This is a genomic window from Leclercia sp. LSNIH1, from assembly GCF_002902985.1.
In the GTDB taxonomy this organism is placed as follows: Bacteria; Pseudomonadota; Gammaproteobacteria; order Enterobacterales; family Enterobacteriaceae; genus Enterobacter.
Genome location: NZ_CP026167.1, coordinates 3287637 through 3313516 on the forward strand (window position 1 = coordinate 3287637; position 25880 = coordinate 3313516).

Here is a 25880-nt window from a genome sequence, read left to right on the forward strand (position 1 = left end):
CCTCTGCTACAAAGAGACTGAGCGCTTAAGTTACAGGCGTTCAACAACCTCAAACTCTTCAGCAATCAGCGCCATATCCTCCGAAAAAGAACCTTCCTGCGTAAAGAAGCGCTGATGCTCTTTGCGCCAGTACTCGAGACTTAAATCGCCTTCGCCCTCTTTACAGGCAAACTCAGCGGTGACATCACAAAAACGCACCAGACGCGCTGAAACCAGCCTGACAACGCAGGCTGGTCGCGCTTGCCCATCCAGGATAATGATGTAACCACCAATGGTGGAGCTCGCGCCTTCTTGCTGATAAGAGGCCAGGGAGCCACAGGTGGCTGTTTTTATCCCCTTTCTGATCAGGTCTGCAAGCTCGCTGGCCAGTGCCGGGCTGTCACCCATCTGCCAGACAGCCGCACCTGGATACTTCACCGTTAATTCATCAACTGCGGTCATAAAATCCTCTTAATCGCCTATGAACATAATGCCGGGGGCGCTGCGCTTGCCCGGCCTGTAACGGCACTATCGCGAGCTGAGCGCAAGTTTAGCGGCGAAGGCTAAAAACAGACATCCTGTCGCTCTGTCCATCGCTTTAACGACGCCGCTTTTTCTCAGGATGGCCGAGGCAAAGTGGGTGGTTAAAATCAGCGTGACCGACCAGAGCGTACCGATTGCCACGTGAATAGTGACAAGAATAAAGGTCCATATTACAGGAGAATGCCCGGCTGGAATAAATTGCGGTAAGAAAGAGAGATAGAAAATGCCCATTTTGGGGTTAAGCACATTTCCCAGCATGCCTTTGATAAACCAGTTCCCACTGGCAGCGATATTGTTCTCGCCATGACTGAACGTTGAGCGAGGACGCCTCAGCAACTGTACGCCCAGCCAGCACAGGTACGCGGCGCCACAGAATTTGAGTAAGGTATAAGCCAGCACAGACACTGCCAGCAGCGCACCCAGACCGAATGCGACAAGCGCACCCCAGATGAAACAACCCACATCAATACCCAGCGCAGCCTGAAAGGCTTTTTTACCGCCTTCCGCGCAGGCGGTGCGCAGAATGAGTGCCGTATCCAGGCCAGGCGTCAGGGTAAGTAAAAGCGCAGCGAAAGAGAAAGCGAGAAGTGAATCGGTGACAGACATGTTGTTTATCCGAAAGAGTGGATGCTATCCACTTTACGCCTTGCGATCAACCTCTTAGATTTGGGGAGAGTTCATATCAGGTAGTAGCCACAGAACGACCGTTGGTCTATTGTGAAGGTCATAACAACCCGTCGGGAATAATGCACTATGGATAATCCCTTACTTCAGAAAGCGATCGTTGCCTTTATTCTTGTGCTGTGGGTTGTGAGTGAATTCAGGGCTAAAGCCAAAAAACAACATTCTGATCCTGCCATTGCAGAAGCAGATGCCAGAGAACGCAACGCATGGCGTTATTTAATATGGGGCTTCCGGGCAATTCAGATTGCAGCAATGGTTTATCTCTTCACATTATTGCTCCAGTTTTTACTGGCATAAATTCCAGTAAGATTGAGGCAATAATCGGCCTGTAATGTCGACGGGTAACGTTGCTGGTTTCCCGCTTTTCTTGTACCCTTCCCCGCTTTCAGACCTTTAATAATAACCGGACGCATATGACCGCTCACCCTTCCAGAGATCCGCTGCACGGCGTCACCCTTGAGATGATGGTTAACGCCCTCGTGGCGCGCTATGGCTGGGCGCAGCTGGGCAAGCTGATTAAAATCAACTGTTTTAACAGCGACCCCAGCGTCAAATCCAGCCTCAAATTTTTGCGCCGCACGCCCTGGGCTCGCGCCGAAGTCGAAGCGCTCTATCTGGATTCGCTGGAAGATACCGCGCCGGCCAAAGCCGACGACGATACCTCCAGCCCCTGGGAGAGAGCCCGGGCTAACCGTTAAGGTCGACGCAACAGCACGATACTGCGGCCCGCCAGCGGGAAGTCACTATCCGGGGTGATAGCCTGGCCCAGGTTGTCATCCTGTACCGTACTTAGCTCCAGCACCCAGCCCCCCTCGCCGCAATCCGGGATACGGAACGGTACCGCAGCCTCGTATGGATTGATCAGCAGCAGCACCTCCTGCCAGATCCCGTTTGCAGCCTCTAAATCGGCCCGGGTCAGATAGAGCCCAAGGGTGGTGCCTTCATCCCAGTGTTCTGGCAATTGCAGGCCGCCACCCGCGTTGTACCACAGGATCTCCATCCCATCACGCCAGCTCTCGCGGCGTAACAGCGGCTGGCGGGTACGCAGCTCAATAAGATGCCGGGTAAAATTACGCAGCATCTCGGCGCTTTCCGGCAGATCCTCCCAGTGCACCCAGCTGATCTCGCTGTCCTGACAGTAGCCGTTGTTGTTCCCCATCTGGCTGCGGCCAAACTCATCCCCCGCCAGCAGCATCGGCGTACCGTGAGAAAAGAGCAGCGTGGTGAGGAAGTTGCGCTTCTGCTGTTCGCGCAGGGCGTTAATCTGCTCGTCGTCGGTAGGCCCTTCGGCGCCATAATTCGATGACCGGTTATCATTGTGGCCGTCGTTATTATCTTCCCCGTTCGCCTCGTTGTGCTTCTCGTTATAAGAGACCAGGTCGTTCAGGGTAAAGCCGTCATGGGCAGTGATAAAGTTGATGCTCGCCCACGGACGGCGCCCGCGCTGGTCGTAGAGATCGCCGGAACCGAGCAGACGCGCGGCGAAGTCCGAGGAGACGTTATCCCCGCGCCAGTATTCGCGCACGGTATCACGATACTTGTCATTCCACTCGCCCCAGCCTGGCGGGAATCCCCCTACCTGATACCCGCCAGGACCGATATCCCACGGCTCACCAATCAGTTTCAGCCGCGAGAGCAGCGGATCCTGCATCATGGCATCGAAAAAGCCCCCGCGCTGGTCGAACCCTTCCGGCTCGCGACCCAGAATGGTACCGAGGTCAAAACGGAAACCGTCGATATGCATCGATTCGGCCCAGTAGCGCAGAGAGTCCATGATCATCTGCAGCACACGGGGATGGGAGGTATTCACCGTGTTGCCAGTACCCGTGTCATTCACATAGTAACGATGCTGGCCTGCAATGGTCCGGTAGTAGGAAAAGTTGTCGATCCCCTTGAAAGAGAGCGTCGGGCCCAGCTCGTTGCCCTCGGCGGTGTGGTTATAGACCACATCCAGGATCACTTCGATACCCGCATCGTGGAAGGCGCGCACCATATCGCGGAATCCCTGGATGCCGTTCGGACCGTAATAGCGGGATGCCGGGGAGAAGAAGTTCAGGGTGTTATAACCCCAGAAGTTTTTCAGCCCCCTGTCCAGCAGATGTTGATCGTCCGGGAAGGCGTGCACCGGCAGCAGCTCCACCGAAGTAATGCCGAGGCTTTTGATGTAATCGACAATCGCTTTATGCCCCATCCCTTCAAAGGTGCCGCGCAGCTCAGGCGGAACGGCCGGGTGAAGCTGGGTAAAGCCCTTCACGTGGGTTTCGTACAGAATGGTTTCAGACCACGGCACCGCCGGGCGATGCGGATCCTGCCCGTCAAACACCCGGGGGTCGATAACCCGGCATTTCGGCGTAAACGGCGCGCTGTCGCGGGTATCAAAGCTGAGATCGAGATCGTCATGCCCCAGCTCATAGCCAAAATGGGCGGCGTTCCAGTTCAGCTCGCCGGTTAATGCCCGGGCATAGGGATCGAGCAGCAGTTTATGCGGGTTAAAGCGGTGGCCGTTTTCGGGATCGTAAGGACCATACACACGATAGCCATACAACGCGCCCGGCTGCAGATCCGGAACGTAGCCGTGCCACACTTCGTGAGTGTATTCCGGTAGCTCCAGGCGGGCAATTTCATGCTGGCCCGTCGGATCAAACAGACATAGCTCAACGCGTTCGGCACAGGCCGAAAAGAGCGCAAAATTGACGCCTTTGTCGTCATAGTTTGCGCCTAGCGGGTAACTCTGCCCCGCCTCAATCTGATAGATCTTATTATTTGCCATAACATCTCTCCCTCGAACCATCATTATTAGCCGCAGGCCAGTAACACCCGCCAGCAATCCTGTGCATCATGTAACTTCAGGCTTTCGCCCGGTATAACGATTTCACCGCTGAAACAGTCCTGATAGCGACGCCCGGCCAGTTCAGCAGGCAAGACAACCTCCGTATCGCCCCACAGTGCCGCGCCGGTCAGTGGAAACGTCTGTGCGGCGCTGGCAAACGCCAGCCGTGGGGCGACCACGATCAATACGTCGTCGTCATCCACGCGGGCAAAGGCGATAGCTTTGTCCGCCCTTTCCCCCCGGGTCAGCAACGCGACATAGCTGCCCAAGCGGAACAGCGCCGGTTTACGCTGGCGCAGATTCAGCAGCGTGCTGGTGACATACACCTTAAGCTGGCCGTCGAGCCAGCTCGCCTCACGGGAGGCAGTATGCAGATCGGCGCTGTTGAGCTGCTGGCTGAGCTGCGCGAAATCCGGCTCGCGGCGGTTATCCGGGTCGACGAGGCTAAAGTTAAGCCCCTCGCTGCCCTGATAAACATCCGGTACGCCCGGAGCGGTCAGTTTGATCACCGTCTGGCTCAGGCTGTTTACCAGCCCGGCGCGGATAAACGGGCGTAACGAGGTGCTGAAGTCGCGCAGAAAATCCTGATTGTCCGGCGAGAGCAGATGGCGGGCATACTCCAGCACCACCGTCTCATAGGCTTCGTTGCTGTCTACCCAGTCGGTACGCAGCTTGGCCTCGCGCAGCGCTTTCTCCACAAAAGCCAGGAAGCGCGCTTCCAGCGCATTCAGACCCGCCGCATCCTGGGGATCGAGTGCGGGTGGCCAGACCCCCGCCAGCGCCTGATATAACATCCAGGTGTCAGCGGCTCGCGGCGCGGTGCCATCGTTCAGAAAGCGGACATGGGTCTGATTGAGTTGCTGCCAGCGGGCCACGCACTCGGCCCATACCTGCGGCGCTTCGGTCAGGGTATAGAGCCGGGCGCGGGCATCTTCCCCGCGCTTGGTGTCGTGGGTTGAGGTGCCCGAGAGCGCATCCGGCTGGCGTTCACGCCGCGCCGTCATTTCGGTATGGAAACGTGTCAGTGAGAAGGCGCGCGGCACCGGTTCGGCCCCGACTTCGTTAAGCGCCAGATCCATGTGCTGGCGGAAAAAGAGCGTGTCTTCAACGGATTTCGCCATCAGCGGCCCGGTCAGCTGCTGGAAACGGGTGCGGAACTGGCTGGCGGTATCGCGGGCCTCATCGCTGACCTCGCCGGTCAGGATACGGGTCAACAGCGTGAGCGCGTCCGGGTCGGCGTTAACGTGGGTCAGCACGTTTTGTAGCAGCCGGATATCCGCGCCGGACATCCCCTGCGCGGTGCCATAGGTGCGATAGACCGGGAAGGCCACCAGCAGCTCCCGCAGCGCCAGGCGCAGCAGCTCTTCATCAATCGCCACGCCCTCCACCTGCGCCAGTTTTTTGGCCAGCGTCAGCAGCGTGGAGAACTCCCCGGCGAAATTGCGATCCACCATCAGCAGGCGCGCCGCACGCAGTTCAGCGTGCATGTCCACCGGGCTACCCACCACCGCGTCGTAAGCCTGACGCAGGCTGTCGATTTTGTCGTCATCCACCAGCACTTCCGAGAGCGAGGCGATGAATTCATACCCGGTCGTGCCGGAGATGGGCCAGTCTGCGGGGAGGTTCTCCCCTTTACTGAGGATCTTCTCTACCGTGATGTAGCAATCGGCTCCCGCCTCCTGCCGCAAACGTTGCAGGTAAGCGCGCGGGTCGGCCAGACCATCCACATGATCGATGCGCAGCCCGTCCACCGCCCCCGACCGCACCAGGGCCAGGATCAGGGCATGGCTGTCATCAAAGACCGCGTCGTCCTCAACGCGCACACCCACCAGACCGGTGATCTCGAAGAAGCGCCGCCAGGAGAGATCCCGCGGGGCGTCGCGCCAGCTGCTGAGCCGCCACGGCTGCTGGTCATGCAGGCGTGCAATCGCCTCAGGCTCGCGCAGGTTCAGAACCTCTTCCTCGCGCCCCATCCAGCTCTCCGGGGTGAGCGGATAGAAGTTGTCATAAACGGCCAGCGCCGGTTTACCGGTGTTGGGATCGCGCTGGATGCTGATCTCCCCGTTTGCCAGTACCACGTCAAAGTCATCGCCCAGAAACGGCAGCGTCAGGCGGCGGGACCAGTCGATATCAAAGTGACGGGCATAGCGGCTCTTCTCGCCATGTTCAATCACATCACGCCACCAGGCGTTTTCCAGCGAGGTGGACATATGGTTCGGGACGATATCGAGAATCAGCCCCAGGCCAGCCGCCTTAAGGGCACTGACCAGCCGTTCAAATCCGGCGCGGCCACCAATGGCCGGGTCGATCTCATTGGCGTCGGTCACGTCATAACCGTGGGTCGAATCACGGGCAGCGGTAAAAATCGGCGAGGCATACAGATGGCTGATGCCAAGTTGTTGCAGATAGGGCACCAGACTGGCGGCACGATCGAACGTCATGCCATTACGAAACTGGATACGCCAGGTCGCTGTGGGGATCATCAGGTTGGTTCTCCAGGGGCAAAGCGGACAATAAGGGTGTCGGGCCGTAATTCGGTATGGATCTCAGGCCAGGCAAAGAGGGTTTCACCCGGCAGATCGGGCAACGCCTCCGTATGGCCGCCGACGTTAAACACCAGCGACAGGGTTCCCCGTGGAAACGTCCAGGTGACTGCCACGCAGCCGGGTGCCAGGTCCAGCACCTTGCCCCCACCGTTGCGGGCGGTTGCCAGCAGCGGCACAATCACCTGCTGACGCAGCTGCAACAGGTGACGGGTAAAGCTCAACCAGCTTTCCCCCTCCGGCTGGTTAACTTTGTCCCAGTCGAGTTTCGATCGTGTAAAGGTCTCCAGCGCATTCGGATCGGGCACGCCCTCCTCCTGGTGGCTGGCATGGTCGGCGAACTCCTTCGCCCGTCCTTCCCGTACCGCCCGCGCAAGATCACCGTGAAAATCGGTAAAGAAAAGGAATGGCCGGGTTTCGCCGAACTCCTCGCCCATAAACATGAGCGGGATATGCGGCGACAGCAGCAGCGCGGCCAGCAGCACCCGGGTGCGATCCTCCCCGATAAGGGAGAGCAGACGATCCCCCTGCGCCCGGTTACCCACCTGGTCGTGATTCTGGATAAAGTCGACAAAGGCCACCGGCGGCTGGTCGATGCTTTTAACCCCGCGTGGCTCCCGGTCCCGGGGAGTGATTTCGCCCTGATAGGCAAACCCTTCCGCCAGCGCCCGGGCGACCCATTTTTCCGGCTGATGCGCAAAGTCCCTGTACCAGGCGTGGGTTTCCCCGCTGGCCAGGACGTGAATGGCATTGTGCAGATCGTCATTCCATTCGGCGGTATAAAGCGACGGGGAGCCATCCTCACCGTAAGGATGCAACGAGATAATGTTGCGGTTGTCTTCGGTGGTGAGATGGATCGGGCGATCGGTTATCTGCGCCCGGATGCGTTCAGCAATTTCAACCAGGATATGTTTTTCAGACGAATCTGCAATGTGATCGATGGCGTCGAAGCGCAATCCATCGAAGCGGAACGCCTCCAGCCAGTATAGCGGCACGCCGATCATAAACTGGCGCACGGGGGCCACATCGTAGGCGATGCCATTTCCCCAGGGGGTCATTCGCTCCGGATGGAAAAAGTCCGGGGAGAGGCGCGGGAGGTAGTTTCCCTCCGGACCAAAATGGTTCAGCACAATATCCAGCTCCACCGACAGTCCCAGTCCGTGAGCGGTATCCACAAAGGCTTTCAGCTCATCTGGCGTACCGTAGGCGCTGTGCGGGGCATAGAGCAGCACTCCGTCATAGCCCCAGTTGCGATTGCCTCCGGCCTGCGATACGGGCATCAGTTCAATCATTGTGATGCCCAGCGAGGCCAGATACGGCAGCTTGTCGGCTGCCGCGCGGAAGGTGCCTTCCGGGGTAAAGGTACCGATATGCAGCTCATAGACCACGCTCTCTTCCCAGCGTCGGCCCTGCCATTCAGTGTTGCGCCAGACATAGCTGTCGGGATCGCACACCAGCGAAGGACCGTTGACATCCCCTTGCTGGGCGCGGGAGGCGGGATCCGGCACCGCAGTGCCGTCTGCCAGAATATAACTGTAGGGTGAACCGGGTTTGACGTAGTCAACCGTCAGTTCGAATCCGCCGTCACCGGTCGGGTGCATCGCCAGCGTTTCGTCGTTGAGGCGCAGGGAGACCTGCTCCTGACCGCTGGCCCATAGATGGAAGCGAACCGTGTTAGCATCAATGTGTTCACAACCCCAATACGTAATAGATTTAGCTGTCATTCCACCACCTCGTTTGACCCGTGTTCCTCAGGGTGCTTAACGTTTATCGTTACGCAGAGGGAAAAAGAGAAAGTGCGGCGGCAATCCGCCGCGCATGCACATCAAGCATAGACCAGGAAATTAATGTGAGATGGGTCACGACGAAGCGGCAGGAAAAGGTGTGGTCAGGGTATCGCCGGGTGGCGGCTGCGCCTTACCCGGCCTACGAACGATAAAACTGCAGGCCCGGCAAGCGCAGCGCTGCCGGGCAATCAGACATTGCCTTATGCTGGTTCCGGAAGGCGGAAGCTGGCAATACTTTGGGTGAGGTGTCTGGCTTGCTCTTCCAGCGAAGCCGCTGCCGCCGCAGACTCCTGCACCAGCGCGGCGTTCTGCTGGGTCACGCCATCCATTTCGGTCACGGCCTGCCCTACCTGACCAATGCCGCGGCTCTGCTCTTCGGACGCCACCTGAATCTGCTCCATCAGCGCGTTGACTTTGTTCACCGAGGTGATGATGGCATGAATGACCTCACCCGAGCGATTCACCAGCTGCGAACCGTTTTTCACGCTGGAAACCGACTGGGCGATGAGGTTCTCAATATCCTTCGCCGCCACGGCGCTTTTCTGCGCCAGAGTGCGCACTTCAGTCGCCACCACCGCAAATCCACGCCCCTGAGTTCCGGCGCGCGCCGCTTCAACGGCGGCATTCAGCGCCAGAATGTTGGTCTGGAAGGCGATGCTGTTAATGACGCTGGTGATATCTTCGATGCGCTGAGAGTTGGCGGCGATGGTGTTCATGGTTTCGATCACCTCGCGGGTCACGGCCTCCCCGGTACGGGCGTTGTTTACCGCATCCTGCACCAGCTTACCTGCCTGGTTGACGTTCTCGGTATTATTGGCAACCGTCGCGCTCAGCTGCTCCATGCTGGCGGCCGTTTCCGTCAGGGCGGCAGCCTGCTGCTCGGTGCGGGAAGCCAGGTCGATATTGCCGGAGGCAATCTCCTGCGAGGCGTGGTTAACGGTATGGCAGGCGGCACGTACCTGAGAGACGGTATCCAGCAGGGCCAGACGCATCTCCTCCATCGAGCCCATCAGCAGGTCGATCTCATTGTTCGATCCGGTTTTCTGCGGTACCGCTTCCGTTAATTTACCGGCGGCGATCTGGCTGCAGTGCTCACGGGCAAGATGAATCGGCGCGAAGACAAACCGCTTCATCAGCACGCTCACCCCGACAATGACCACCACAAACAGGGCGGCAAAAGCAATAATGATGGTTAAGCCGGATGAAAACTGCGTCCGCGCATCATCATTTAACTGTTTCGCGTATTTCTGGTGCACCGACAGCACCTGATCGAGGACAATTTCGTACTGACGGTCGAGGCCAGAAATCTGCGGGATCAGCGCATCAAACTTTGCCTTGTCATGGGCGGAAGCCGCCTCAATCATCGGCACCAGGCCACGATCGCGGTAGGCCAGCCAGCCGTCATTATAGTTTTTCACCAGCGGCGCTTCGTCCGCCAGGCGGGGGGCGTCATTAAACGCGGCGAAGGCGCCATCGGCTTTGGTCAGAGCCAGCTTAACGGAGGCCAGCTTCTCATCGAGACCGGTGGTGTCGCCACTTTCCACCTGTTTCATATACTCCATAACCCGCACGCGCAGGGTACGGCTATGGTTAATGGGATCGATAATGGATAACACCACCTGAATCTCTTTATTCACGTTATCCAGGGAGTTGTTGCTTTTAATGGCCAGCCAGACGTTAGTTGCGGCACTGGCGACAAAGAAAAACAGCAGGGCAAGCAGGATGGCAAGAGACGACTTTTTTAATGACATAAATACCTCAGAAACAATACGGTCTGAGGTATTATCGGCAGCGCAAAATTAACATTGAGTTAAAGTTATTTATTAATAAAAAAGCCGAAAAAACATTAAATTTATTAAAATCACTGCATTACAAAATATTTGCTAATAATTTAACCTGCGAAGCATTGTAAATATTCAACTATTTACCCAATCCTTATTGCTGAATATTTAATCGCTCAGGAAAGGTGTGCTGGACAACTGCGGCCAGTGGATCTCTCCTACCCCGTTTAATTTTGGCCGGGAGAAGAGAAAGCCCTGAAAACGCTTAATGCCAGCCGACTCCAGCCAGCACCACTCGTCGATCTTCTCAATGCCCTCGGCCACCAGCGCAATTTCAAGGTCTGTACAGCAGCTGATAATCGACTTCACAATTGCCTGCTTCGGGCCGCTCAAATGGATGTCGCTGACAATCTCACGGTCGATTTTGAGCTTATCCGGCTGGAAACGGGTTAACAGCGACAGCCCGGCATACCCGGAGCCAAAATCATCGATCGCCAGGCCAATACCTGCCGCCCGAAGCTGCTTAATGGCGCTGTTAAACTGGTTGAACCCGGAGATCATTTCGTTTTCGGTGACTTCAATCACCACCTGCTCCGGCTGCAGGCCGTGGATGAGGATCTGGTCCATCAGAAAATCAACAGCACCAGGGACATTCACCAGCGACATCGGCAGCAGATTGACGGCGATTTTATGATTGCCGATGCCGATTTTCTCCGCCAGGGCAAAAGCATATGCCTTCGTCTGGAGATCCACTTCGTACATTTTGTCCTGATCGATGGCGCTAAAGAAGCGTTCCGGACTTCCTCCGTCGTTACCGCGAATTAACGCCTCCAGCGAGGAGATTTTCCCCTCGGTGGGTTCAATAATGGGTTGCAGGGCAAACTGGCAGACCTGATTTTCGATGAGCGCGTTGATGCCTTGCCCAAACGGGGCATGCTCCGGGGCCAGTCTCCATCTCTCCGGCAGGAAGACCGTCCGGTCGCGGGTGGGCTGTTCCCGGGTAATAAACGACTGAATAAACTTGAACACCCGATCCTGCGCTGCCAGATAGTAGTCCAGCTTGCTGTAGCGCAGCACCGATGAGAGCACCGATTTCTGGCTATCAACCAGCAGGTCGAAGAGTAGCATGCCGACATTTTCGAAGCGTCTGTGCGGGCCATAATCGCGCATCAGCTCTACCACGCTGTGATGGCGTTTGTCGCTACGGATCTTACAAAACAGTTTTTCAATGACCTCTTCCGATCCTTCAAGGATCTGCAAAAAGCCGACGCCGTTAAACAGCAAAATGCCCGTCACATCCAGGGCGGAATTCCGCTGCCTGGCTTTTTCAACAAGTAAAATAAGAGATAATGATTGGCAGGATGGATTTAACTGGCTTTTATAAATAAGAGTCGTCAGCACAGCTAGTGTTCCTGGTCGAATGTTAGGGCTTTTAAGCTATTGTTTAGCATAAATTACATTCGTGGCCTAATAGTATTACGAGGATATATTCAGAAAAGATCGATTCGGCTCAAAAATAATCAGTGTGAATGCTTATTGGTGCCATAAAGTAGAGAAACATCCTTGTTGTTGCAGACAGACATGCCGTCCGCGGCACGTTCAGTCAGTCCTGTTTGCGTCAGATTTGCGCCATCCCGCCGTCCACAAACAGCTCGACGGCGTTGATGAAGCTGGCGGCATCGGAGGCGAGGAACGCCACCGCTTTCCCCACCTCTTCCGGCTCGCCAATACGCCCCATCGGTACCGTAGCGGCTAAGGCATCAAACAGCCCCTGCCGCTGATCTTCTGGCACCAGTTCTCCCAGCCCCGGGGTTTTAATCGGGCCCGGGCTGACCACGTTCACCCGGATACCGCGCCCCTGCAAATCCAGCGCCCAGGAGCGGGCGAAGTTTCTTACCGCCGCCTTGCTGGCGCTATAGACGCTGAAGTTAGCGGTACCTTTAATGGAGACCGTGGAGCCGGTCAGGATCACCGAGGCTTTGTCGGTCAGCAGCGGCAGCGCTTTTTGAACGGTAAACAGTACGCCGCGGACGTTGGTGGCAAAAATGCGGTCGAACTGTTCTTCGGTTATCGCCCCCAGAGGCAGCATATCGCCCCCGCCGGCGTTCGCGAACAGCACATCCAGCCGCCCGGACTGTTCGGCGATTTGGGCATAAACGGTATCAAGATCGGCGAGTACGGAGGCGTCGGCGCGAATGCCGGTGACCTGCCCGCCGAGGGTGGCGATGGCGTTGTCCAGCTCCGCCTGGCGGCGACCGGTGATATAGACCTTCGCCCCCTGGGCTTGCAGCTCTTTTGCCGTTGCCAGACCGATGCCGCTGGTGCCGCCGGTGACGAGTGCGATTTTATCTGTTAATGCTGTGTTCATTTTGCTTTTCCTTCCACATTGTTGGTGTGGAAGCACTGTAGCCCTTGCGGCATTAGTGAAAAATTAGCAAAAATGGAAATCACTTTTTCCCTGTGGGAATAATCTCTGTGGCGGAGCGCCCCTCTATGGATCAATTACAGGCCATGCGCGCCTTTACGCGCGTGGTAGAAACCGGCAGCTTTACCCGGGCGGCGGACTCACTGAATATGCCCATCGCCAGCCTCAGCAAGCTGGTGAAAGCGCTGGAGGCCCATCTGGACGTGCGGCTGCTGCAACGCACAACCCGCCGGGTGACGGCGACGCCAGAGGGCCAGGACTATTACGTAAAAGCCCGCCGGGTGCTGATTGATATCGAAGAGATAGACACCTCTTTCAGCCAGGCGAAACAGCAGCCCCAGGGGCACCTCCGCATCGACGTGGGCGGCTCTACGGCGCGAGACGTGCTGATCCCTGCGCTGCCGGATTTTATACGCCGCTACCCCGCTATCCGTATCGATCTTGGCGTGGCTGACCGGCCAGTGGATCTGATCAGCGGCAACGTGGACTGCGTTATCCGCGGCGGCGCGCTGGAGGACTCTTCGCTTATTGCCCGGCATATTGGCAATGCAGAGATGGTCACCTGTGCCACACCGGGCTATCTGAAGCAGTACGGGCCCCCCGCTTATCCGGAGGAGCTGCGCAACGGCCATAAGCTGGTAAGTTATCTGTCGCCAGTAACCGGACGCGCCGTGCCGTTTCGCTTTACCCATGAGAATGAGATCCGCGACATTAACCTGGTGCATCATATAGGGGTGAACGAGAGCAACGGTCATGTGGCGGCAGCGGTGGCCGGGATGGGTATAATACAGACGTTTCGTTACTCAGCAGGCGCACTGCTGGAAGCGGGCACGCTGGTAGAGATCCTCGACAGGTGGCGTCCGCCGCACTACCCGTTTTACGTGGTTTATCCGCAAAACCGGCATATGACGCATCGTCTGAGGGTATTTATCGCGTGGCTGGCGGAGGTCTTTCCCGCCGCGGTCAAGGGATAGCCGGGCGCAACGCCCGGCAAGACAATCAGTTCAGCTGATAGTCGAGGGTGATTTCCGCTTTCAGCAGCTGTGAAACCGGGCATCCCGCTTTCGCTTTCTGGATAATGCCGTCAAACTGCTGCGGGTCGATGCCCGGAACGGTTACTTTGCTCTGCAGAGCGACTTTGCTGATGGTAAAACCGCTGTCGGTTTTATCCAGAGAGACATCTGCATTGGTATCAATGGAATCCGCAGTATAGCCCGCCTCACCCAGCATCAACGACAGGGCCATAGAGAAACAGGCCGCATGCGCAGCACCAATCAACTCTTCCGGGTTGGTGCCTTTTTCCCCTTCAAAGCGGGTATTGAAGCCGTAAGGTTGCTGATTAAGAACGCCGCTCTCAGTCGAAACCGTCCCCTTGCCGCGTTTAATATCACCAGACCAGTGTGCTGAACCGTGCTTATGAATTGTCATTCTTGCTCTCCTTGTTGGCTTACAAAGCCTTCAGTATAGACCACGCTGAAGAGAGAGCCCGAAAGTGTGATATATCAGGATTAATCTGTGAAGTCGGAGAGGTTATGACTATTGCAACCAGGATTTTTCCGTGTAATTTAAATCTGTCTTCAATAATATTTAATTCGGGGCCAACTGACACAGGATTATTTTTAAGGAGTCTAAAGAATATATTCTATTTTCTAAGATCATGAAAAAGCATGATTTTATGACAGCAATATTTCTGAGAGGATTCTTAAACACAGCGGCAAAAATATTTGTCATTCTGAATATCACGATGTTTTTGCGAGCCGGACCATTAAACAGAAAACGACACGGAGGCAACATGTTTAATTATTATTCTGCAAATACGACATCCGCACAGCCGGAACTGGTTAACGCTATCGCACAGGGTTTACGCGCTGAAATGGGCGCGGTCACTGAAGATGACATTTTAATGGAACTGACAAAGTGGGTAGAAGCCTCAGACAATGACATCCTCAGTGATATCTACCAGCAAACCATTAACTACGTCGTAAGCGGCCAGCACACCAGTTTCTGAAAACCTGCTATGCTGGAGAGGCAACCTTAAGGGTTATATTTCGATCACCTTATCACTATCAACAGGATGGAGGAGTCAATATGAAATCGAACCGTCAGGCACGCCATATTCTGGGAATGAACTACAAGGTGTCTAACCAGCGCAAAGTGGTCATTGAGGGAGGCAGCGAAACGCAGGTCACCCACGCCACCGGCAGAAAACGCCAGCAACCAAAGTAAGTTCTCCCTAAAGATCCCCGACACCATCGGCAAAACCGATGGTGTTTTTATTTGTATGTTGCAGTTTTTAACATTCACCTCCTCTATACTATGCGCCTGACATCCCCTGCGGGCACGACAGCGACAATGATCAACACCAGTGCCAGGGACGGATTTCCAAAAAATTAAGTGAGTAACATGGACAACAAAGCCAAAAAAAATCGCTCCCTCTATATTCCTTACGCCGGTCCGGTACTGCTGGAGTTTCCCCTCCTGAACAAGGGCAGCGCCTTCAGCATGGAAGAGCGCAGCAACTTCAACCTGCTGGGCCTGCTGCCGGAAGTGGTCGAAACCATTGAAGAACAGGCCGAACGCGCGTGGATCCAGTACCAGGGATTCAAAACCGAGATCGATAAACATATCTACCTGCGCAATATCCAGGACACCAACGAAACCCTCTTCTACCGCCTGGTGCAAAACCATCTCGACGAGATGATGCCGGTGATCTACACCCCAACCGTCGGCGCCGCCTGCGAACGTTTCTCGGAAATCTATCGCCGCTCACGGGGCGTGTTTATCTCCTATCAGAACCGTCACAACATGGATGACATTCTGCAGAACGTCTCCAACCATAACATCAAAGTGATCGTCGTAACCGACGGGGAACGTATTCTGGGACTCGGCGACCAGGGGATCGGCGGAATGGGCATTCCGATCGGTAAGCTGTCGCTCTACACCGCCTGCGGCGGCATCAGCCCGGCCTACACCCTGCCGGTGGTACTGGATGTGGGTACCAATAACCAGCAGTTGCTCAACGATCCGCTCTATATGGGCTGGCGCCACCCGCGCATCACCGACGACGAGTACTATCAGTTCGTGGATGATTTCATCCAGGCGGTAAAACACCGCTGGCCGGACGTATTGCTTCAATTTGAAGATTTCGCCCAAAAAAACGCCATGCCGCTGCTGAATCGCTATCGCGACGAAATCTGCTCCTTTAATGATGATATTCAGGGCACCGCAGCGGTAACGGTCGGCACGCTGATTGCGGCCAGCCGCGCGGCGGGCAACCAGCTTAGCTACCAGAAGATCGTCTTCCTCGGCGCCGGTTCCGCCGGGTGCGGCATCGCCGAGCAGATCATCGCCCAGACCCAGCGCGAAGGGCTCAGCGAAGAGCTGGCGCGTTCCCGCGTCTTTATGGTCGACCGCTTCGGCCTGCTCACCGACGCCATGCCGAACCTGTTGCCGTTCCAGACCAAACTGGTGCAAAAGCGCGAGAACCTCAAAAACTGGGATACCGATAACGAAGTGCTTTCACTGCTGGATGTGGTCCGCAACGTGAAGCCGGACATTCTGATCGGCGTTTCCGGCCAGACCGGGCTCTTCACGGAAGAGATCATCCGCGAGATGCATAAATACTGCGCCCGCCCAATCGTGATGCCGCTGTCGAACCCGACCTCCCGCGTGGAAGCCACCCCGCAGGACATCATCGCCTGGACCGAAGGCAATGCGCTGGTCGCCACCGGCAGCCCGTTTGCGCCAGTGGTCTGGAAGGACAAAATCTACCCCATCGCCCAGTGCAACAACTCCTATATCTTCCCGGGGATTGGCCTTGGCGTTATCGCCTCGGGTGCCTCGCGCATCACCGATGAGATGCTGATGTCCGCCAGCGAAACCCTGGCGAAGCACTCTCCGCTGGTCAATAACGGTGAAGGGCTGGTTCTGCCGGAACTGAAGGATATTCACGTGGTGTCGAAAGCGATCGCTTTTGCGGTGGGTAAGATGGCGCAGCAGCAAGGGGTGGCGGTGAAAACCTCTGCTGACGCCCTGCAGCAGGCGATTGACGAGAACTTCTGGAAGCCGGAATACCGCAGCTACCGTCGGACTTCGATCTAACCTCCTGCATCGCCGGGCGGCGCTTACGCTTGCCCGGCGAACCGACCGCACCTTACCTGCCCCGCGTCACCCACCAGAACACCAGCGCCAGCAGGCTGACCATCGCCCCCAGCAAACAGACCCCCTGCCAGCCCAGATGAGCCCAGATAAAAGTGGTGCCAATCGCCCCCAGCCCGCTGCCGACGGCGTAAAACAGCATATAGAGGCCAACCAGCCGACTGTGCGCCTCTGGCCGGGTGCGAAAGATCAGGCTCTGATTGGTGACATGCAATGCCTGACCGCCCAGATCGAGCAACACGATGCCGATCACCAGCGCCCACAGCGACACCTCCATCAGCGACAGCGGCCACCAGGCAAGCAGCAGCGCCAGAAGCGCCATCGCGCTGGTGCGTTGCGCCAGTCCCCGGTCGGCCCACTGCCCGGCCCGCGCTGCGGCAAGGGCACCAATTACCCCAACCAGCCCAAACGCGCCAACGGCGGTATGGGAGAAATTAAAGGGTGGCGCGCTCAGGGGCAATACCAACGCGCTCCAGAAAATGTTGAACGCTGCAAACATCAGCAGCGCCAGAATGCCCCTGACCTGTAAGACCTTTTCCTGACGAAGCAGCGTCACCATTGAGGCGAGCAGACGCGGATAGCTGAGCGTACCGCTAACCGCGGGTGTGGCAGGTAGCCCTCGCAGCAGGGGGATCGCAAGCATTAGCATCAGGCCCGCTGCGCAGAAATAGACCCCGCGCCAGCCCGCGAGATCACTCACGCTCCCGGCGAAAACCCTCGCCAGCAGTAAACCAATAAACACTCCGCCCTGCGCCGCCCCCACCACACGCCCCTGCTCGTGAGACGCAGCCGCATTCGCCGCATAAGCGATCAACCCCTGGGTCATCGCCGTACCGAGCAGGCCGACAGCTAGCATCGCCGTCAGCAGCACAGGCGCGGATTGTGCCATCCCCACCGCCACCAGCGCGGCCACCAGTGCCAGAAGCTGGATCATCATCAATCGACGGCGATCCAGCCCGTCGCCCAACGGCACCAGAAAGAGCAGCGCCAGCGCACAACCGGCCTGGGTAGCAGTGACAACGCCGCCGACCGCCGCCTGGCTGATAGCAAAATCCTGCGCCAGCGCATCCAGCAGCGGTTGCGCGAAATAGACATTCGCCACGCTCATTCCGCTGGCGATCGCGAAGAGCCATACCAGGCTACGCGACAGACCCGCAGGTTTCGCCTCCCCTGTCGATAACGTCATTTCCACTTTCATGCTCTCACATCCTCTCAATTGGTTTTAAAATAAAACCAAATAAAGGCTAGATGATGTGGTTTTAAAATGCAACCAACTAACATTCCTTGCTGAAAGACACCTTCCCCGCTACACTCGCTTCATCCATCAACCCACTGAATAAAAAGGAGGCTAATTATGCTGTGCAATGAAATCTTTGATATTTCATTCCACCTTGGTGATCGCACCTGCTCAAGCGTTATCGGTTTCGTGCTGCGATAACTTCGGCTTGAGCGAAGACACCTAAGACATCCCTTCTCTCGGGCTTACCGGGTTATCGTCAGCGTTGATTGACGAGGCATTTCCATGCCTGTAACTCTTGAGTAAGCAAATGAGCACATTACTGACTGCACTTTCTCTCCGTGTTGATACCGCCTTTGACACGCTGTTTAACGACCTCACCTTTAGCCTGAAAAAAGGCGACCGCATTGGTCTGCTGGGCGATAACGGCTGCGGCAAAAGTACCCTGCTGAAGATCCTCGATGGCACCGAAACGCCGCTTTCCGGCACGGTGGCGCTGGCCGGCCACTGCCTGATGGCGCGGGTGGAACAGCATCTTCCGGAGACGATCTATCCGTTAACCATGCTGGATGCGGTGCTGGCGCAGCTGCCGGTAGCCGAGCGTGAAAGCCTGCGCTGGCGGGCAGAAACGCTGCTGGCGAGCATGGGTTTTACCCCGGACGATATGGCGTTGCCCTCGGCGACCCTCAGCGGCGGCCAGCATACCCGTCTGCTGCTGGCGCGAGCGCTGATTAGCGAGCCGGATCTGCTCCTGCTCGATGAACCCAGCAACCACCTGGATCTGCCTACGCTGCTGTGGCTGGAACAGTTCCTCCAGCGCTGGTCCGGCAGCTTTGTGCTGGTGTCTCACGACAGACAGCTCCTGGATGCCGTTACCAACGGCAGTTGGATCCTGCGCGACAAAACGCTGCACTACTTCGCCCTTCCCTGCACCCGCGCGCGTCAGGCGCTGGCAGAGAAAGACGAGAGCGACGCCCTGCGCCATAAAGCGGAACAAAAGGAGATCGACCGGGTCACCGCCAGCGCGAAACGGCTGGCGACCTGGGGCAAGGTCTACGACAACGAAGATCTGGCTCGCAAAGCCAAACAGATGGAGCGCCAGGTAGAGCGGCTGAAGGAGAGCCAGACGGCGCTGACCTCGGGCAGCCCCTGGACCTTAACCCTGCGCGGCGATGCCCTGCGGGCCGACCGTCTGCTGGAGATCGACAGGCTGGGTGTGGCGCCTGCTCCAGGGCTGCCGACGCTCTTCTCGGTAGAAAACGTCCGCTTAAAAAGCGGCGATCGGGTCGCCATTGTCGGGCGTAACGGCTGCGGTAAATCCTCGTTAATGCGGCTTATCTGGCAGCAGATTATCGCCAGTGCAAGCCACGCCGGATTGACTATCCATCCGCGCGTGACGCTGGGCTATTACGACCAGACCCTGCATCAGCTGGCGGATGACGCCACGCTGATTGATGCTCTGGAGCCCTTCGCACCGAACATCCAGGATCGCAAGATGGCGCTGATCTCCGCCGGGTTCGCCTGGGCGCGCCACGGACAAAAGGTCAGCACCCTCAGCGGCGGAGAGCGTTCGCGCCTGCTCTTTATTGGCCTGACGCTGGCCCGCTTCAGTCTGCTGATGCTTGATGAGCCAACCAACCATCTGGATATGGAAGGCAAAGAGGCGCTGGCGGAGACGCTACAACAGTTTGAAGGCGGCGTGCTGCTGGTCAGCCACGATCGGCAGTTAATCAGTCAGAGCTGTAACCGTTTCTGGCTGATTGAAAAGGGCAAACTCAGCGAATGGCACGATGCCGACGCGGTGTTTGCCCGGCTGCGTGAGGAGAGCGGATTACAAGCCCAACCGGTCCCCGCTACCCTGTCCGTCAGCCAGGCTGAACCCGCTGACGATCTGTTGGAGCGGCTGATAATGCTGGAAAGACTGCTGGAAGAAGATCGGCTGCGTAAGCCTAAACATCAGAAGCCGCAGCTTCAGGCGCAGTGGCTGGAGGAGATTGCCGCGCTGACGGCGCAGCTGTAGGAGATCGCCCGGCGGGTAGCCGCCGCCGGGCAATTTTTACTTCGGCTGACGGTTTTTCCAGGCATCCCATGCCTGTTTGATCTCCTGCTTCGCGGTGGCGGCATCGTTAAAGCCGTTCAGTTCCACCGACTTGCGCCCTTCCGGCAACTGCTTGTAGACGCGGAAGAACGACTCCAGACGCTGCTGCTCAATCTTCGGCAGATCGATCAACTCTTTGATGTCGTCATAGGTCGGGTCAATTTTGCTGGCTGGCACCGCCACAATTTTATCGTCTTTCTCGCCGCCATCGATCATCTTCAGCACGCCAATGGCGCGGAGTTTAATCAGGGTGCCCGGGGCCATCGGCGCGCGGGTGTAGAAAATCACATCCAGCGGATCGCCATCCCCCGCCAGCGACTGGGTCAGCGAGCCGTAGTTTGCCGGGTAAGCCACCGGCATCGACTGGAAACGGTCGGCGATGATAAAGCCGGTTTTGGCGTCGGTTTCATACTTAATGATCCCGCCCGCCGGAATTTCGGTGACGGCGTAGAACTCTTCCGGGTTGTTGTCAGGCTGAGGGAATTCGAGGATGTTTTGCGCCTGTACGGAAGCGGACAAAAGAACGCTCACTGCGAGAAGTTTTTTTACCAGATGCATTGTCTTTTTAACTCTTCGGTTATTGAGAAGACAACACCTTACGGTCTGGTTATGTCAGAAACATTACACATTTACTGCAGAAATAATAACCACTCTATTATTATGCCCATTACTCATTTTGCGCGACCCCAGGCCGCACAAAATCAATTAAATTATTACATTATGTTGCTATGGCCTTGTCACAATCATTAAATAACCTAATCCTTAATGGGTATTTCGTTCTGTCGAACCTGCCCCGCAGATCCGCAATATGAAAATGGAGAAACATATGAAAGCTGCTGTCGTGACCAAAGACCATCAGGTAGAAGTGACCGAGAAAACCCTGCGCCCGCTGAAACATGGGGAAGCGCTGCTGAAGATGGACTGCTGCGGCGTCTGCCATACCGATCTTCACGTCAAAAACGGCGATTTTGGGGATAAAACCGGGGTGATCCTCGGGCATGAAGGCATTGGTGTGGTACAAGAGATTGGCCCGGGCGTCACCTCGCTCAAACCGGGCGATCGCGCAAGTGTGGCGTGGTTTTTCGAAGGCTGTGGCCACTGCGAATACTGTAACTCCGGTAACGAAACCCTGTGCCGAAACGTGAAGAACGCCGGTTACTCTGTAGACGGTGGGATGGCGGAAGAGTGCATCGTCACCGCCGATTATGCGGTAAAAGTGCCGGACGGCTTGGACTCCGCCGCCGCCAGCAGTATCACCTGCGCCGGGGTAACCACCTATAAAGCGGTAAAAGTCTCTGAGATTAAGCCTGGCCAGTGGATCGCTATCTATGGCCTCGGCGGGCTGGGGAACCTTGCGCTGCAGTACGCCAAAAATGTGTTCAACGCCAAAGTGATTGCGGTTGATATCAATGATGAACAGCTGAAACTGGCCGAGAGCATGGGCGCCGATCTGGTGGTTAACTCCCGCACGGAGGATGCCGCGAAATTCATCCAGGAAAAAACCGGCGGCGCCCACGCTGCGGTGGTAACGGCGGTGGCGAAAGTGGCCTTTAACTCGGCGGTAGATGCCGTTCGTGCCGGTGGTCGCGTGGTGGCCGTTGGCCTGCCGCCGGAGTCAATGAGCCTTGATATTCCACGTCTGGTACTGGATGGCATTCAGGTGGTGGGCTCGCTGGTGGGCACCCGTCAGGATCTGACCGAAGCCTTCCAGTTCGCCGCCGAAGGCAAAGTGGTGCCGAAAGTGGCGCTGCGTCCGCTGGGGGATATCAACGCCATCTTTAAAGAGATGGAGCAAGGCCAGATCCGTGGCCGTATGGTGATTGATTTCCGGTCATAACTCTCGCATGCCCGGCGGCGCTTCGCTTGCCGGGCCTACGGCCACAACACCCCGCTATCCACTTCTGCACCGTAATATGAAACATATCCTGCCGCCGCGGTCCTCGCGAGCGTTAACCGTTTGATGTTAACCCAGGGAACCATTTGGTATGGAGCAACGAGACGGCGATATTATTGCAAAGCATACAGCCTCGCGAATAAACCGTGTAAACTACCTTTAGTAGGCACTGGCGCGAGGACAATATGGTCGTTAAACGGTTAAGAAAAGAGGATCGACGGGTACAGTTGCTGGAAGTGGCACGTGGGATCGTACGCCAGCAAGGCACCGAGGCACTGACGCTGGGCTATCTGGCCGAGCGGGCAAACGTCACCAAGCCCATTCCCTACGATCACTTCGGCGATCGTGAAGGGTTGTTGATGGCGCTGTATCAGGATTACAGCGATCGGCAGTTAAAAAAATTCCGTGAAACGCTGAATGTCGACAATAAAACGCTGGAAAACACCGTCAGTTTTTTCAGTGCCGCCTATATTGATTGCGCCATCAGCGCCGGGCCAGAGACAGGCCCTATCGCTGCTGCCCTGTCCGGCTCCCGGGCGCTGCTGACATTTCGGGAAGCCTGCGTTGCCGAATGTGCAGACTGCCTGCGCATGGCGCTCTCCCCCTATATCACCCTGAAAGGGGTGCAGGGTGAAGCGGCGCTAACGGCCATTATCGGTGCGGCGGAGGCGCTTAGTACCGCCGCGAGCAACGGGGCACTGGCCCGTAACGTCGCAGAAGATATGCTCTGCGGCGCGATGTTTGGCGTACTGAACACCTGTGCCGACAGCACAAAATGAGTGGTGTTGCCGGATTGACATGTAAGTTACCAATAGTAAGATAAGTGACAGGTTAACTGCGTGCTGAGGTGGTTATGTCTGTAACACATGTCATAGATAATGCGCTGATCGTGACGGCTCATCCTGTCGAAAATTCGTTATCCCACACACTGGCGGCGCGAATTGCCGCCCGCTTACGTGAACAAGGTACGCAGGTCGAGATTGCCGATCTCCACGCTGAAGCCTTTACACCGGCAATGCTGCGTCCCGATCTTGCGCTGTATCACCGGGAGACCAGCGCCCCGCCTGCCGATATCCGGCGTGAACAACAGCGCGTGGAGCGGGCAGATATGCTGGTGTTTGTCTTCCCGATCTACTGGTGGTCCGTTCCGGGTCTGCTGAAAGGCTGGTTTGATCGGGTACTCACCCTGAACTGGGCGTACAAGGTGGGGGAAGATGGTCGGATTGTGGGTAACTTACGTGATGTACCGGTACGCCTTGTCGCGACGGCGGGCAGCGATCTCAAGGGCTTTGATAAACACGGATATTCGACGGCGATACGAACCCAGTTGGTTGAAGGCGTTTTCGGTTTTTGCGGCCTGAAGGATGTCACGCTGGATATTCTTTACGAGGCAGACACTGCCTCGTCAGAGCAGGTTGAAGATTTCCTGAAAAACCTCGAAAGCGTGATGTGAATGCTTTTTGCCGGGTGGCGCTTCGCTTCCCCGGCCTACAAAAGCCAGACCGGGGAAAACGTAGGCCCGTGCAAGCGCAGCGCCGCCGGGCAGCTGCGCGCACGTTGCTTAGGCTATCGCCTGTGCGTTAGCCTCTCCCCGCCGCGATTTCAGACGGCCATAAATCAATAGCGACGACATGGCGCAGAATGAAAGCAGCGCCGCCGGTAATGTGACGTAACTCCAGCTATAGCCCAGGGTAATCATCATCCCGCCAAAGTAAGCCCCAATGGCGCTACCGAGATTAAACGCCACCTGCCCGCCTGCCGCACCGAGCATCTCCCCGCCCTGCGCATTCTGCAGAAGGAGGATCTGCAACGGTGCCGACAACGCAAACAGCCCGGCACAGCAGATAAAGCCCATCACCAGCGAGGCCGCAGGGAATGCACCGAAGGCAAACAGCAGCAGCAGGGAGAGAACAATGACCAGCTCGGTGAAGGCTGCAATCCGCAGCGGGCTGTAGCGCCCGGACAGTTTGCCGCTAAAGAGATTCCCCAGCACCATGCCGAGCCCCATCAGCATCATGATCGCGGTCATGACCCCTTCGGAAAAGCCCGACACGTTGATCATGAACGGCTTAACGAAGCTGAACCAGGCGAAGACCCCAGCGTTGCCGAACATGGTGGCGGCAAAGATAAACCAGGGCTCCGGCTTTTTCAGAAAGAGAAACTGCTCCCGTAGACGGGTCTGCGTCTTATCGAACGTTTGCGGCACCCACAGGGCGACAGAGAGCAGCACCAGCAGATTGAATGCAGCAATCAGAAAGAAGGTATAGCGCCAGCTGAACTGGTGCCCAAGCCAGGTGCCAAGCGGTACGCCGGCAAGATTGGCGACCGTCATCCCGGCAATCATCCCCGCTACCGCCAGCGTCACTTTGCCCGGGGGCGCAATGCGGGAGAGAAGAATGGTGCCGACGCCGAAGAACGCACCGTGTGGAAAGCCGGAGACCAGCCGTCCGATCGCCAGCATGGTGTATGAGCTGGAGAAAGTAAAAATCGCATTGCCGATCAGACAGAGTGTTACCAGAAACAACAGAATGGTTTTAAGCGAAAACTTGCTGGAAAAGAGCGCGATAATCGGCGCGCCAATCACTACCCCGAAGGCATAAAATGAGATCATATTCCCGGCAGAGGGAATGGTAATGCCCACATCCCGCGCCAGCTCGGTTAATACACCCATAATGCCAAATTCGGCCATCCCCAGACCGAACGTGCCAAGCGCTAACGAAAACACCGTCTTTTTCATACCACAGCCACTTGTTAAAAAATTGCGACAGACATTATTGAACAATCTTGTATGGTGAGCCAGTTCAAATCGCGCCGCTGGCAGCTTCATCCATTATTTCGGGTGGGGTGTGAATATTTTCCACCAATCCCCCTGTCGGTGATTACACTTCAAAGTGTTATGTCACTCCGTCCCGGCAGAATCCCTGAAAGGAACGCATCATGGCAGATAAAAAGAAAAGCAAACCCGTTGCGACTAACACGCCTCCCGCCCCCCTTAAACGCAAGGAGTATGAAAAAGAGCTGCATCGCCTGCATGAGGAGCTGGTAAAGCTTCAGCGCTGGGTGGTGAGTAAGGGCCTGAAGGTGTGCGTCGTTTTTGAAGGCCGCGACGGCGCCGGTAAAGGGGGCACGATCAAAGCCCTGACAGAGCGCGTCAGCCCGCGCGTATTCCGGGTGGTGGCGCTGCCCGCCCCGACGGAAAAAGAGAAAAGCCAGCTCTACTTCCAGCGCTACGTCCCGCATCTTCCCTCGGCCGGGGAAATCGTGATTTTCGACCGCAGCTGGTACAACCGCGCGGGGGTGGAACGGGTAATGGGGTTCTGTACGGAAGAGCAGGTAGAGAAATTCCTCGACGGTGCGCCCATCATTGAAAAAGCGATGGTCGATGCGGGCATTATTCTCATTAAATACTGGCTGGAAGTGACGCCTAAAGAGCAGGAGCGTCGTCTGCGCGACCGCATTAACGACGGGCGGAAAACCTGGAAGCTCTCCCCAATGGACATTAAATCCTTCACCCGCTGGGATGAATACACCGAAGCGCGCGATGCGATGTTCGCCGCCACCGACACCGCATGGGCCCCGTGGTTTGTCGCCCGCTCCGAAGATAAAAAGCGCGTGCGGCTGAATATTATCTCGCATCTGCTGTCGCAGATTCCCTATAAAGATATTCCAGAAGAACCGGTGAAATTACCGAAACGAAAAATTGGCAAAATTAAGCCGACCGCTTATCCGTTCCGTTATATTAAAGAGAAGTTCTGAGTATCGGCCTCCCGGTTATTTATCGGGAGAGTGCCATTTAACTATTACCAGGCGAAGCGATATTGTCTTTATTTTTCGGGATGGATATGACATTGCCCGTAAAGAAGAACTAACTCATGGAAACAAGTATTAAGGAAAAGAACGCCGGTAAGGAGCATTAAACCC

23 protein-coding genes are annotated in these 25880 nt (G+C 56.6%); 11 read left to right on the forward strand and 12 right to left on the reverse strand.

Translation table 11 applies throughout. The annotated features are described in order from the left end of the window. Positions 1-30: 30 nt before the first annotated feature. Positions 31-441, reverse strand: coding sequence for an ASCH domain-containing protein (locus C2U54_RS16405; RefSeq protein ID WP_103179605.1), 411 nt, complete (start codon positions 439-441; stop codon positions 31-33). A 66-nt stretch (positions 442-507) separates the two neighbouring features. Then, positions 508-1128: a LysE family translocator gene (locus C2U54_RS16410; RefSeq protein ID WP_103179606.1), complete on the reverse strand. Its 621-nt coding sequence runs from the start codon at positions 1126-1128 to the stop codon at positions 508-510. A 147-nt stretch (positions 1129-1275) separates the two neighbouring features. On the opposite strand from C2U54_RS16410, the gene C2U54_RS16415 reads away from it, so the two are divergent. Continuing rightward, complete coding sequence (locus C2U54_RS16415) at positions 1276-1503, forward strand: hypothetical protein (protein WP_103179607.1); 228 nt, start codon at positions 1276-1278, stop codon at positions 1501-1503. A gap of 116 nt (positions 1504-1619) precedes the next feature. After that, positions 1620-1904, forward strand: a complete 285-nt coding sequence (locus C2U54_RS16420) for a VF530 family DNA-binding protein (protein WP_103179608.1) — start codon at positions 1620-1622, stop codon at positions 1902-1904. On the opposite strand, the gene glgX is transcribed toward C2U54_RS16420, so the two are convergent. The 6 genes from glgX to C2U54_RS16450 all read right to left on the reverse strand — a co-directional run bounded on the left by glgX (position 1901) and on the right by C2U54_RS16450 (position 12515). Beyond that, positions 1901-3976 (reverse strand): glycogen debranching protein GlgX, encoded by a 2076-nt coding sequence (glgX, locus tag C2U54_RS16425; RefSeq protein ID WP_103179609.1) that lies wholly within the window; start codon positions 3974-3976, stop codon positions 1901-1903. The genes C2U54_RS16420 and glgX overlap by 4 nt on opposite strands. Positions 3977-4002: 26 nt before the next feature. After that, entirely contained in the window at positions 4003-6519 is a 2517-nt protein-coding gene (treY, locus tag C2U54_RS16430) for a malto-oligosyltrehalose synthase (RefSeq protein WP_103179610.1), read from the reverse strand. Then, positions 6519-8303 carry a malto-oligosyltrehalose trehalohydrolase gene (gene treZ / locus C2U54_RS16435; RefSeq protein ID WP_103179611.1) on the reverse strand — a complete coding sequence of 595 codons (1785 nt, stop codon included), beginning with the start codon at positions 8301-8303 and terminating at the stop codon, positions 6519-6521. The genes treY and treZ overlap by 1 nt, the downstream gene beginning before the upstream one ends. Before the next feature lie 263 nt (positions 8304-8566). Continuing rightward, on the reverse strand, positions 8567-10117 hold the full coding sequence (locus C2U54_RS16440; protein WP_103179612.1) for a methyl-accepting chemotaxis protein: 1551 nt from the start codon (positions 10115-10117) through the stop codon (positions 8567-8569). A 198-nt stretch (positions 10118-10315) separates the two neighbouring features. After that, the gene (locus C2U54_RS16445; protein ID WP_103179613.1) at positions 10316-11548 is read right to left on the reverse strand and encodes a diguanylate phosphodiesterase; all 1233 of its coding nucleotides are present in this window, start codon (positions 11546-11548) and stop codon (positions 10316-10318) included. Between the two features lie 217 nt (positions 11549-11765). Further along, positions 11766-12515 carry an SDR family oxidoreductase gene (locus C2U54_RS16450; protein ID WP_103179614.1) on the reverse strand — a complete coding sequence of 250 codons (750 nt, stop codon included), beginning with the start codon at positions 12513-12515 and terminating at the stop codon, positions 11766-11768. A 125-nt stretch (positions 12516-12640) separates the two neighbouring features. On the opposite strand from C2U54_RS16450, the gene C2U54_RS16455 reads away from it, so the two are divergent. After that, positions 12641-13546, forward strand: coding sequence for a LysR family transcriptional regulator (locus C2U54_RS16455; RefSeq protein WP_103179615.1), 906 nt, complete (start codon positions 12641-12643; stop codon positions 13544-13546). Positions 13547-13571: 25 nt separating this feature from the next. Here the strand turns inward: C2U54_RS16455 and C2U54_RS16460 are convergent, their stop codons facing one another. Beyond that, positions 13572-14000 carry an OsmC family protein gene (locus C2U54_RS16460; RefSeq protein ID WP_103179616.1) on the reverse strand — a complete coding sequence of 143 codons (429 nt, stop codon included), beginning with the start codon at positions 13998-14000 and terminating at the stop codon, positions 13572-13574. Positions 14001-14364: 364 nt separating this feature from the next. On the opposite strand from C2U54_RS16460, the gene bdm reads away from it, so the two are divergent. From bdm to C2U54_RS16475, 3 genes are all read left to right on the forward strand, one after another. Beyond that, complete coding sequence (gene bdm / locus C2U54_RS16465) at positions 14365-14580, forward strand: biofilm-dependent modulation protein (RefSeq protein ID WP_103181083.1); 216 nt, start codon at positions 14365-14367, stop codon at positions 14578-14580. Between the two features lie 80 nt (positions 14581-14660). Next, complete coding sequence (gene sra, locus C2U54_RS16470; protein ID WP_103179617.1) at positions 14661-14798, forward strand: stationary-phase-induced ribosome-associated protein; 138 nt, start codon at positions 14661-14663, stop codon at positions 14796-14798. A 177-nt stretch (positions 14799-14975) separates the two neighbouring features. After that, the gene (locus tag C2U54_RS16475; protein WP_103179618.1) at positions 14976-16673 is read left to right on the forward strand and encodes an NAD-dependent malic enzyme; all 1698 of its coding nucleotides are present in this window, start codon (positions 14976-14978) and stop codon (positions 16671-16673) included. 52 nt (positions 16674-16725) lie between these two features. Here the strand turns inward: C2U54_RS16475 and C2U54_RS16480 are convergent, their stop codons facing one another. Further along, on the reverse strand, positions 16726-17928 hold the full coding sequence (locus C2U54_RS16480; protein ID WP_103179619.1) for an MFS transporter: 1203 nt from the start codon (positions 17926-17928) through the stop codon (positions 16726-16728). Positions 17929-18277: 349 nt separating this feature from the next. On the opposite strand from C2U54_RS16480, the gene C2U54_RS16485 reads away from it, so the two are divergent. Further along, positions 18278-19987, forward strand: a complete 1710-nt coding sequence (locus tag C2U54_RS16485; RefSeq protein ID WP_103179620.1) for an ABC-F family ATP-binding cassette domain-containing protein — start codon at positions 18278-18280, stop codon at positions 19985-19987. Positions 19988-20023: 36 nt separating this feature from the next. Here C2U54_RS16485 and C2U54_RS16490 read toward each other — a convergent pair whose 3' ends face one another. After that, on the reverse strand, positions 20024-20623 hold the full coding sequence (locus C2U54_RS16490) for an inorganic diphosphatase (RefSeq protein WP_103179621.1): 600 nt from the start codon (positions 20621-20623) through the stop codon (positions 20024-20026). A 268-nt stretch (positions 20624-20891) separates the two neighbouring features. Between C2U54_RS16490 and adhP the strand changes: the two genes are divergently transcribed. The 3 genes from adhP to C2U54_RS16505 all read left to right on the forward strand — a co-directional run bounded on the left by adhP (position 20892) and on the right by C2U54_RS16505 (position 23412). Further along, entirely contained in the window at positions 20892-21902 is a 1011-nt protein-coding gene (gene adhP, locus C2U54_RS16495; RefSeq protein WP_103179622.1) for an alcohol dehydrogenase AdhP, read from the forward strand. 242 nt (positions 21903-22144) lie between these two features. Then, positions 22145-22738: a TetR/AcrR family transcriptional regulator gene (locus C2U54_RS16500; protein ID WP_103179623.1), complete on the forward strand. Its 594-nt coding sequence runs from the start codon at positions 22145-22147 to the stop codon at positions 22736-22738. A 74-nt stretch (positions 22739-22812) separates the two neighbouring features. Next, the gene (locus C2U54_RS16505; RefSeq protein WP_103179624.1) at positions 22813-23412 is read left to right on the forward strand and encodes an NAD(P)H-dependent oxidoreductase; all 600 of its coding nucleotides are present in this window, start codon (positions 22813-22815) and stop codon (positions 23410-23412) included. Positions 23413-23520: 108 nt separating this feature from the next. Here the strand turns inward: C2U54_RS16505 and araJ are convergent, their stop codons facing one another. Then, positions 23521-24696 carry an MFS transporter AraJ gene (gene araJ / locus C2U54_RS16510; protein WP_103179625.1) on the reverse strand — a complete coding sequence of 392 codons (1176 nt, stop codon included), beginning with the start codon at positions 24694-24696 and terminating at the stop codon, positions 23521-23523. A 200-nt stretch (positions 24697-24896) separates the two neighbouring features. On the opposite strand from araJ, the gene ppk2 reads away from it, so the two are divergent. After that, positions 24897-25715 (forward strand): polyphosphate kinase 2, encoded by an 819-nt coding sequence (gene ppk2, locus C2U54_RS16515; RefSeq protein WP_103179626.1) that lies wholly within the window; start codon positions 24897-24899, stop codon positions 25713-25715. Positions 25716-25880: the final 165 nt, after the last annotated feature.